The 10,454-nt window shown below is 57.4% G+C and carries 8 protein-coding genes; 2 read left to right on the top strand and 6 right to left on the bottom strand.

Annotation, left to right across the window (positions count from 1 at the left end; all coding sequences use genetic code 11):
• Nucleotides 1–266: 266 nt before the first annotated feature.
• The 5 genes from ppgK to Q4P21_RS09855 all read right to left on the bottom strand — a co-directional run bounded on the left by ppgK (nt 267) and on the right by Q4P21_RS09855 (nt 6,040).
• Nucleotides 267–1,037 carry a polyphosphate--glucose phosphotransferase gene (gene ppgK / locus Q4P21_RS09875; protein WP_303388605.1) on the bottom strand — a complete coding sequence of 257 codons (771 nt, stop codon included), beginning with the start codon at nt 1,035–1,037 and terminating at the stop codon, nt 267–269.
• A gap of 107 nt (nt 1,038–1,144) precedes the next feature.
• Nucleotides 1,145–2,818 carry a glycoside hydrolase family 13 protein gene (locus tag Q4P21_RS09870; RefSeq protein ID WP_303388604.1) on the bottom strand — a complete coding sequence of 558 codons (1,674 nt, stop codon included), beginning with the start codon at nt 2,816–2,818 and terminating at the stop codon, nt 1,145–1,147.
• 54 nt (nt 2,819–2,872) lie between these two features.
• On the bottom strand, nt 2,873–3,787 hold the full coding sequence (locus Q4P21_RS09865) for a carbohydrate ABC transporter permease (protein WP_303388603.1): 915 nt from the start codon (nt 3,785–3,787) through the stop codon (nt 2,873–2,875).
• On the bottom strand, nt 3,787–4,749 hold the full coding sequence (locus Q4P21_RS09860; protein ID WP_303388602.1) for a carbohydrate ABC transporter permease: 963 nt from the start codon (nt 4,747–4,749) through the stop codon (nt 3,787–3,789). The genes Q4P21_RS09865 and Q4P21_RS09860 overlap by 1 nt, the downstream gene beginning before the upstream one ends.
• Before the next feature lie 19 nt (nt 4,750–4,768).
• A complete protein-coding gene (locus Q4P21_RS09855; protein WP_303388601.1) occupies nt 4,769–6,040 on the bottom strand; it encodes an ABC transporter substrate-binding protein in 1,272 nt (423 codons plus the stop codon).
• Between the two features lie 235 nt (nt 6,041–6,275).
• On the opposite strand from Q4P21_RS09855, the gene Q4P21_RS09850 reads away from it, so the two are divergent.
• Both Q4P21_RS09850 and Q4P21_RS09845 read left to right on the top strand, forming a co-directional pair.
• Nucleotides 6,276–7,430, top strand: a complete 1,155-nt coding sequence (locus Q4P21_RS09850) for an ROK family protein (RefSeq protein ID WP_303388600.1) — start codon at nt 6,276–6,278, stop codon at nt 7,428–7,430.
• 112 nt (nt 7,431–7,542) lie between these two features.
• Complete coding sequence (locus tag Q4P21_RS09845) at nt 7,543–9,006, top strand: NCS1 family nucleobase:cation symporter-1 (RefSeq protein ID WP_303388599.1); 1,464 nt, start codon at nt 7,543–7,545, stop codon at nt 9,004–9,006.
• 71 nt (nt 9,007–9,077) lie between these two features.
• Here Q4P21_RS09845 and Q4P21_RS09840 read toward each other — a convergent pair.
• A partial coding sequence (locus tag Q4P21_RS09840) for an ArsA-related P-loop ATPase (protein ID WP_303388598.1) occupies nt 9,078–10,454 on the bottom strand: 1,377 nt, incomplete at its 5' end.

Raw genomic sequence — 10,454 nt, 5'->3', positions numbered from 1 at the left:
CTACCGACGCTCCAGCACTTTCCGGGGTGAATTTTCCGGGGCTACTGCAGCCGTCACAATCAGCACAGTCCGCTTCCCGCGGGCGACTGCGCTGTCACTCTTCCATGGTGGGAACAGCGCTTCGACCGTCCGGGGATTTTTTCGCGGCGGACCACACATCATAGGGTTAGCGACGACTGCTGCGCGGTGTCCTGTCAGGGCCTTCTTTGATGGGGCCACATGAACTCGTCTCTGCCATCGTGAATCGATTCTGGGAATTGTCCACTTCATCCAACGATTTGTGCTGCACCAATGACGCCAGCGGAATTGTGCAATTGTGCCGGCCTGATAGGTGTGGCCAGACGTATCTGCGGTAGAAACTCTTCATGCCGGACCGAGATACCGCCGCCTATGACGATCAGGTCGGGGGAGAACAAAAATTCTATATGCAACAGATACCGCTGTAGTCGCGAGGTGTATTCGTTCCAGCTCAGTCCTTCATTTTCGCGCGCGACTGCTGAGGTTGTGGTTTCGGCCTTGAGTCCGCCAATTTCCAGGTGGCCCAATTCAAGGTTGGGTACAAGGTTCCCGTTGATCATCAGGGCCGAACCGATTCCTGTGCCTAGAGTGAGGACTAGTACCGCTCCTTTGTGCCCTTTTCCTGCGCCGTGGCTTGTTTCAGCCAGGCCGGCAGCATCAGCGTCGTTAATGACATGGACCGTTCGTTGGAGTGCTTCTTCGAGGAGAATCTCAACTTTCTGACCGATCCATTCAACGCTGATGTTAGCTGCTGAACAGGCTATTCCTTGGCGAATGATGGCAGGGAATGCGACTCCCACGGCAGCGAATTGCGATGGAGCGGTTTCCCATGACTGAACATCAGCGACCACTGCACGCACAGCTTCAGCAATGGCCGCAGGATTGGCAGGCTGGGGCGTGGGTATCTGGGCGATAGGGCTGGCGAGGGTTCCGGTGGCCGTGTCCACCACCCCGTATTTGATGGCGGTGCCGCCAATGTCGATGCCTATGCGCAGGGAGTCGTGGGTAGTTTTCTCCAAGGAGGGTCCATTCGTTGTTGCAGTGCTGGGTTGGATGTGCAACGGACACTGCCGCCCGCCCCAGATTCTGTACGGGCGGCAGTGTCCGGCTTATTGGTTCGCAGGTTTTAGACGAGCCAAGCGGTGGCGTCGGCGGGCAGCATCCGATCTTCCAATGGAACGCTGCTCAGGGCTACTGTTCCTTGGGGAAGCTCGACGGCGGTCGTGCCGAAGTTAGTGACGACGTTCCAACCGTTGGGACGGGCGAAGTGCAGCACGTCAGGGTTACTGTTGGTGATCCAGGCAAGCTCCTCGGAAGTTTGCAACGATCTGCGTAGGGCCAAGGCCTTGCGGTACATGTTCAGCGTTGAGCCTTCCAATGCGTTTTGGGCCGAAACTGCGTGCTGGGCAAACCACGCAGGCTGTGGGAGGTGTGCTTTGGCGCTGCTGAACCCAAACGAAGTCTCTGAGCTGGTCCAGGGCAGCGGTACCCGGCAGCCGTCACGGCCCTTCTCAATGCCTTTGTTGCGGAAGAACGCGGGATCTTGGCGATCGGCGTCGGGGATGTCAGCCACCTCATGCAGGCCCAGTTCCTCTCCCTGATACAGATAAGCCGAACCTGGTAGTGCCAGCATGAAAAGGGTCGCTGCTTTGGCGCGGCGCAGGCCGAGCTCGCGGTTGAGCTCTGTCTCAGCTCCGCCTGCCAGGATCCAGTCCTTGCCGTCTTGGGTCTTTGCTGGATCTGCCAGCTTCGCCAGCCCGTAGCGGGTGGCGTGGCGGACCACGTCGTGGTTGGAGAAGACCCAAGTGGAGGACGCTCCGGTAGCTGCGGATTCAGCCAGATTTTTCGTCACGATCGAGGCGTAGGAATCTGCCTCAAAATCCGCCATGAGCAAATCAAAGTTGAACGCCTGGCCCAAACCTTCGGTGGAGGCGTAACGGGCGCGGCGGGACTGGTCCACCCATGCTTCGGCAACTGCTGTGCGTGGAGGGTTGTACTCGTTGAACAGGGCCCGCCACTCGGCATAAATTTCGTGAACCTCGTCCCTGTCCCACAAGGGGTTTGTGCCGTTGTTCAGTTTCTCCAGTTGGAGAATCTGCGCTTGGGACGGCAGTGGTTCGGTCAGGTCCTTCATTAGGGCGTGCGCTACATCGATGCGGAAGCCGTCAACGCCCCGGTCCGACCAGAAACGCAGTGTTTTCAGGAAATCGTCGCGGATTTCCCTATTGGCCCAGTTGAAGTCGGGTTGTTCGGAGGCGAAGAGGTGAAGGTACCACTGACCGTCGGGAACCTGGGTCCAGGCAGGTCCGCCAAAGACGGAGACCCAGTCTGAGGGTGGGAGTTCGCCGTTGGTGCCTTGGCCGTCGCGGAAGATGTAGCGGGCGCGGGCCGCTGATCCCCTCTTGGCCGCAAGGGCTTCCTGGAACCATGCGTGCTGGTTGGAGGAGTGGTTGGGGACGATGTCCACGATGAGTTTCATGCCGGCTGTGTGCAGAGCTGCTGTCATCTCATCAAAGTCTGACAGGGTGCCCAAACGTGGGTCGACGTTGCGGTAGTCGGCTACATCGTAGCCGCCGTCGGCTAGCTCAGAGGGGTAGAAAGGGCTCAGCCAGACGGCGTCCACACCCAGTTCTTTCAGGTACGGAACCTTGGTAGTGATGCCTTTGATGTCGCCGAGTCCGTCAGCACCCGCGTCGTAGAAGCTGCGAGGGTAGATCTGGTAAACAGCGGCTTGGCGCCACCACTTTGGATCCTCAGAGAGCAGATCCGGGGTGTGGGCGGAAAGCGTAGAAGCAGGCATGGAATGTTCCTTTTTCAGTAGTGCGTTTGTTGTGGGTCGTTGAAGTACAGGGTGCTATTTGACGGCGCCGCGCATGACGCCGGACATGATCCAGCGCTGTGCGAACAGGTAGACGAGCAGCGTTGGTGCCAAAGCCATGAGGTAGGAAGAGAAGGCAAGGGAATAGTTGGTGTTGAACTGTCCTTGGAACAACTGCTGGACCACTGGCAGGGTTTGCAATGCCGGGTCGGCTATGAGCATCTGGGGAAGCAGGAAGTCGTTCCAAGAACCGAGGAAGGCAAAGATGCCAACCGTGGCACTCATGGGGGCGAGCAGCGGAAAGATGACCTTGCGGAACGTCTGCCAAGTGCTCGCGCCATCGAGCCTTGCCGCTTCTTCCAGCTCGATCGGGATGGACTTCAGGAAGGCGATGAAGAGCAGTGAGTTGAAGGAGATGCCACCCACGATGTGGATGAACGCCACGCCCAGCGGGTTGTCGATGCCGAACATGGCCGTCTGCTTGATCAAGGGAAGGATCACTACAGGGAACGGCACAAACATGGCCGAGAGCAGGTAGATGTAGGAGAGCCGGAAGAATTTCCGGTCCCAATTGCGCACAATGGCGTAGGCCACCAAGGAGCTGGCGCCCAGGGCGCCCAGCACCGAAATGACGGTGATGAAGGCCGTAGACATGAAGGCGGCAGGGTAATTTGTCATCTCAAAGGCTTGTGCGAAGTTTCCCCATTGCGGGTCCGTGGGCCAGGCGAAGCCGGTTCCGGAGGCTGCTTGTTCGGGGGATTTCAGGGCCATGCTGATGGTGAAGTACAGCGGCACCAGGATGGTCAGGGATGCCACGAGCATCAGCGCTGTCATCCACCAGTTGATCTTGTAGCCTTCACGGTTCATCCGGCGAATCTTGGTGGGGCGGGGTACGTCCAGTTGTGCCGGGCCGTGTAGTTCCGGTTGCAGTTCCGTCAATGGTGTTGTCATTACAGTGAAACCTCCCGACGGCGCAGAATTTGCAGCTGCAGCAGTGAAATGATGAGCGTGATGATGAAAAAGATGATGGCGTTGGCCATTTGGTAGGAGTAGTCGCCGCCAGCAAAGCCGGAGAAGATGCGCATGGCAACTGATTGGGTGGCCGTTCCGGGACCGCCGCCGGTCAGGGCGACAATGATCTCGTAGGTGCCCAAGTAGCCCTTGAATCCAAGGATGATGTTGATGACGACGTATCCAGCAATCAGGGGAAGAGAGATGCTGCGCACTTGGCGCCATGCTCCTGCCCCGTCAAGCGAGGCTGCCTCTGAGAGGTCCGGTGAGATGCTTTGCAGGCCTGCTAGGTAGATGATGGTGGCTCCGGGGGCGGCTTGCCATACGGTAACGAAAACAATCGCCGCCCAAGCCCAGTGCTCATTGGCCAGGATGCTCGTGGCCAGCGGGGCGATTCCCAAACTGTCAGCGATGGTCGGCACGGTGTTGGAAAACAGGTAGTTGAAGACATAGGCAATGATCAGTCCCGAGAGCACCATGGGAATGAAGTAGATGCCGCGGATCCCGGTCTTCCATTTGATTCGGGAGTTCAGGCCGAGAGCCAACAGCAGGGCCACTACGTTCACGGTAATGGTTGCCACGATGGCGAAGAAGAAGGTGAACGCGTACGAGGCAAGTATTTCCGGGTCGGTAAAGATGTTCTGGAAGTTCCGCAGGCCCACCATTTTCCAGTCGCCATAGCCGGCGTAGTTGGTGAAGCTGAAGAAGCCACCAATGACGGCCGGGACGGTGCTGAACAATGCGAACAGCAGCAGGACCGGGATGATCATCCAGTAGTAGGTCGGATCGACCTTGCGGCTGGGGCGCAGCTGCTGCGCAACTGCGAGAGTGGAGGCATTCCTGCTCTTCTTTTTATCGGTGGTGGGCGTCTCTGGCGCGCTGACGTCGGCTGGGACGGTCATGATTCTCTCCTTCAAGGGACTAGGCGTTGCGGGTGGCAACGCGGTGCCAGGCGTCGTCGAGGGTGGTCAGGAATGCTTTGTCGTTTCTATTCAGGGCCAAGGTTTGGAAGTAGTTGTTCAACGTGATGGCTGGTGGAAAGTAGTTGGTCACATTGAGGTAGTACTTGCCGGAAGTGATCAGCGGCTGAAGTCCGGAAATCTGCGGGTTGGCGTTCACTGTGGCTTCCTTCAGGGGCGAGAAAGCGGAGAACTTGGTGTTGTAGGCATTGACCACAGCTGGGTCCATGAGGTAGCTGACGAAGCGTTTGGCCGCTTCGAGCCTTGGTGTGGAGCGGACGATGGAAAAGGTCATATCCAAGGTGACTTGGGTCTTTGTTTCAGTCGGATCCTCACTCATGGGCAGGGCAAAGGTACCCACTTTGAGATCCGGATTGATGGTGGTCAATTCCGACAGTGCCCATGGACCCTGCATGTACATGGCAGCGCCTCCCTTGGCGAAGGCTGCATTGCCATCGGTATAGGATCGGCTGCCAGCGTCCTTTTGCATGAAGTCCAAGATTTTCAGGAACTTGTCCGTGGCGATTTTGAAATCGCTGCTGAAGGAGACAGTCGGATCGCTTTTCAAGTCCTCGGCTGTTAGTGGCATGCGTGAGAAGAAATCAGCAAGGTCTACTGTGCCCCCAGATGCATAGCCATAGGGTTGGCCCAGCGTCCACGAGTCTTTGAATGTGCCGTAGATGGGCGTCAGACCGGCAGCTTGGAAGGTGGTGCAGGCTCCCAAAAACTCACTCCACGTGGTGGGCACGTCGACACCGTGCTGGGCAAACAGTGCTTTGTTGTAGATGACGCCAGCTGCTGCCAGTGAGAAGGGCAGCGCACTCAATTCCGAGTCTTGGTATTGCCCGAAGGATTTGATGAGTTCAAGAGCCTTAGGATCTGCCATGGCTGCTGCCGGAAGGTCTGAGAGGTCGGCGAAAATGCCTTTCCTGGTGAAGTCGGCGACTGTCACCGAGTAGGCGTTGGTCACCACATCGGCTGGGTTGTCGCGAATCAATCCTGGAACCCAATTGCCGGCATTAAAGTCCTGAACGACACGGATATCCGCATTCTTTGACTCGAAGTCCTTGATGAGAGCGTTGAAGTACTCCACAACTTCGGGCTTGTTTTGCTGCAAACGAATGGTGGTGATGGTATCCGCAGAGGTGCCAGAGCAAGCAGGCAGGGCGAGACCTACTGCTGCGACCGCTGCCATGGACAGCAACTTTCGACGGGTCAGGCCCGAGGGGCTCACAGTACGGTTCCCACGGAGGATGGGGAAACAGCCTTCATCAAAAACTCCCTTGTTCTTTCGGGCGGAGGTGGATCTGTTGCACGACCGTGGAATAGGTCGCGAGTATAATTTGCAGCATATATTTAGGTTCTAAATTTATGCCCTGTTAGTATTATGTGCATCACAGGGCAAGACGTCAAGGGGCAATTTTTTGGAACGCATAGCGAGCACTCCCCAACAGCTGCGCCGGACAAATATGAGTGCCATTCTGGGCGTCATGCGCCGCTCCAGCGCGGTCACCGGCACTGACCTCATCGAGGCGACCGGCCTGGCACGCGCAACGGTTATTGCCGTGTGTGACGATCTGATCCAGGCCGGCTGGGTGCGCGAGTTAGCACCGCAGAAGATGACAGTGCAGAAGGGTCGCCCAGCAAGAGTGTTCGAATTCGATGCGCGGGCCGGAGTAGTTGTCGGCCTGGATTTTGGGTCTGAAAAGACCACTGCACTTGTTGCCGATCTCCGCGGAAATATATTGGCGAAGGCCACCGAGAGCCTGGGCGGGTTCATGGCCCCGGATGTCCAGCGCCTAGCCACCATCGACAAGGCACTCGGGAAGGCGTTGGCCGACGCCGACGCACGGCATGCAGACGTCTTGGTTGCCGGTGTGGGCATCGCCGCACCGGTGGACCGCAGCGGCAATATTTCCCACAGCCAACTTTTTTGGGAAAGCTTTGACATTGGCATCCAAGAAAACCTGCGTGACCGTTTCGGCTGGCCGGTGCTGTTGGCAAATGACGCTAACCTTGCGGCCATGGCTGAACATTGGATGGGTGTGGGCCGTGGTGTCAACGACCTGGCCGTCATGTTGGCAGGGGAACGCATCGGATTCGGATTGATGGATTCCGGACAGCTACTACATGGCGCATCCGGGCGCAGTGGTGAAGTCGGGCTTCTCGACCTGGTAGATGGTGTCGGGACACCAGACGGCATTGCAGCATTGGCTCGTGACATGGCTGTTGCCGCTTGCAAAAAGGACTCTCCGTCGACAGTTCTGGCAACGCTGGCCGAAAACAGCGAAGTGGGTATCACCGCCGAGGCCGTCTTTGCCGCGGCAGCCCAAGGCGACCTTGTCTCTGCGCAGATACTTGATGCCATAGGTAGGCGCATGGGCCGCGTCGTCGCCATAATGGCAACGTTTATGGATCCAGAACTGGTGGTTGTTGGTGGCGCAGTGGCAGCATCCTCGAGCATTTTGTTGACACCACTCCGATCGGAACTGGCTCGTTACATGCCTAACCCGCCGAGGGTCGAGGTGTCCACACTCGGGGACGCAATCGTCACACTCGGAGCCGTCCGGTTAGCTTTGGACTACGTGGAAAAGCACGCTTTGAACCTGGACTTGGATGATTGACAACCAGTTCGAGGGAGGATCATACTGGCTCCATAATTCGTAGTGATTCATACCACAGGATAATTTCCTCGCATCGTGAAGATTGGTACCTTCAAAGAAGAAGCTGACCGACATGTCAAAAATTCCGCTAGGGCTGAGTCCACGCCTATACAATGAAGATCTCGCTCCGGCAGAACATCGTAAATGGGGCACGTACTCGCTTTTTGCGATGTGGATGTCCGATGTTCACTCCCTCGGTGGCTATACCTTTGCAGCTGGACTGTTTGCGCTCGGTCTCGGTGCCTGGCAGGTATTTCTGGCCCTGATTGTGGGAATCTTCATCGTGTACTTCCTAGTGAACCTTTCCGGCTACGCCGGGCAGAAAACAGGTGTGCCTTTCCCTGTGATATCTCGCATTTCTTTCGGTACATTTGGCGCTAATCTACCTGCGCTGATCCGTGCGATCGTGGCCATAGCTTGGTATGGGATCCAGACCTGGCTCGCTTCACGCGCCGTGATCGTACTCCTTTTGCAGATCTGGCCTGGCTTGAAGTTCATGACCACCAATGACTTCCTCGGTGAATCGACATTGGGATGGTTGGCTTTTCTGGTGGTGTGGGCACTTCAGTTGCTTCTCCTGCGCAACGGGATGGAAACGATAAGAAAATATCAGGAGTGGGCGGGACCGGCTATTTGGGCCGTTCTGCTGGTCCTCGTATTCTATATTCTGGCCAAGGCTGGATGGAACGTCTCGTTCACGTTGCCCGGTGGCGACGCGCGGTGGGGCATCTGGCAGGCGTTCTTCGCGGCAGTATCACTGACCATCGCTTACTTCTCAACACTGATGCTCAACTTTTGTGACTTTGCCCGGTTCGCCCCCACCAAACAGGCGGTGCGCCGAGGGAATCTATGGGGCCTACCCGTGAACTTCATCGCCTTCTCCGTGGTGTCGGTGATCGTGACGACAGGAACTTTCCAGGTCTATGGAGAGCACATTTATGATCCGGTCGACATCGTCGGTCGAATCGGCAACGTCTGGGTGATTTTACTCGGGGCGGTGACGTTCATCGTCGCTACTCTCGGCATCAACGTCGTCGCAAACTTCGTCTCACCTGCGTATGACCTGGCCAACTTGTATCCAAAGAAGATCGACTTCAAGACAGGTGGTCTGATTAGTGCGATCATCGCGATCCTGATCACCCCGTGGAATCTCTTCAATAGCCCGGTGGCCGTAAACCTCTTCCTTGGTGGTCTTGGAGCACTCCTTGGGCCGCTGTTCGGCATCATCATGATCGACTACTACGTGCTGCGGAAACAGCACGTAGATGTCATGGGGTTGTTCCGTGAAGACGGCCACTACACGTATTCCCGTGGCTGGAACCCGAAGGCACTGGTCTCGTTCCTCATCGCAGCCATCATTTCGCTTGTTCTTGCCTTGGTTCCTGGCTTCGGTGCGTTTTCGGCGTTCTCCTGGCCCATAGGAGCTGTCATCGGTGCCGTCATCCACTACCTCCTGTCGAGAAACGACACCTCGCTACAAGCCGCAGTGACTGCAGCAATCGCGAGTGAGAACGAAAATGAGCTTCCACTCCCATGATCGTCGACAACGTTTAGACCTCAGTCATGGTCACCTTCAGCTGCATGCAGGGCATCAAGACAGGCATGCCCCTACACGGCATATTGGGGAACGACGGTTGCCAAGGCTGAGAGCTTCTCTTCACCGACTGGTTCCTCGGGCAGCAAGGGGATGAGTGCCATCCGATCCGTCAGGGTTCGCACCTTCGCTATCTGTTGAATTTCGCTTGCAGCGCGGGCCCGCAGGAACGGAGATTTGGGGTGTGCCGCGGCGATCGAGTTGTTAACCACCCAGGCCCACGGGTGAATCCCGGCCCTTTCCAACTCTTCCTGCAGTTCTTCCGCTTCGAGCACGGGTGTCGTTTCAGCCAAGGTAACAAGAATGACTTTGGTCAGTGCCGGGTCTTGAAGACGCATGAGCGGCGTCACGAACCCCATTGTGTCGCCGGCCTGACGGGCAATCTCACGGTGGTAGGAACCAGTGGCATCCAGAAGCAGTAGCGTGTGGCCTGTCGGTGCCGTGTCGATCACCACAAAGTGGCGGCGGGATTCCTGCACCATCTTGGAGAACTGCCGGAACACAGCGACTTCATCGGTGCACGGGGACATGAGATCCTCGGCCAAGGCAGCGCGTCCGTCCGCGTCCAGGCTCCGGCCCTTGGTAACCATCACATGGTTTCGGTATTCCTGGATGGCTGCTTCCGGATCGATGCGTGAAACCGTCAGGCCAGTTATGGAACCATGAAGCGTTTCAGTCAAGTGTGCTGCAGGATCGGTCGTGGTGAGATGAACCGTATGCCCACGTTTGGCCAAGGCGATCGCGATGGCTGCGGCTACAGTGGTCTTCCCGACACCGCCCTTGCCCATGCACATGACGAGACCGTGGCCGCCCTTCTCCGCTTCATCCACCAGTGCAGCCAGCGGGGCGTCCTCGACTACGTCGTTCACGACTGTCTTATCCCGGATACCTGTGACGGGAGCATTCGTCAACAACGACTCAAGTGCGGGAATGCCAACCATGTTCCCTGGATTCAAATCGAGCACATCTCGGGGGAGGCTGGCGACCGTTTCGGGAATAGCAGCGACGGCGGCAGTCTCCCGGTCTCGCACGGCCAGCGCCAGTTCCTCCTCACCGGCGGCAGACGGCAGGACACCATTGATGACGACGTAACCACCACCGATGCCAATCTGGTTGAGTTCAAGATAGGTCCGTTCGATCTCCCTCAGGGACGAGGCCTGAGCCCGGCTGACCAGGACAAGGCGGGTGCGTGCCGGGTCTGTGAGGGCTTGGACTGCTTTGGCGTAGACCAGTTTATGCTTTTCGAGTCCGGCTAGTGGCCCCAGGCAGGACGGGTCTCCCTTGCCTGCGGCTAGGAAATCGGTCCATGAACCGGGCAGTTGCAGGAGTCGGATGGTGTGGCCTGTCGGGGCCGTATCGAAGACGATGTGGTCATACTCGCCGTAGGAACT

The organism is Arthrobacter sp. (assembly GCF_030540645.1).
In the GTDB taxonomy this organism is placed as follows: Bacteria; Actinomycetota; Actinomycetes; order Actinomycetales; family Micrococcaceae; genus Specibacter.
Note: the sequence above shows the minus strand (reverse complement) of the source record. Positions and strands in the feature narration are given on the sequence as shown.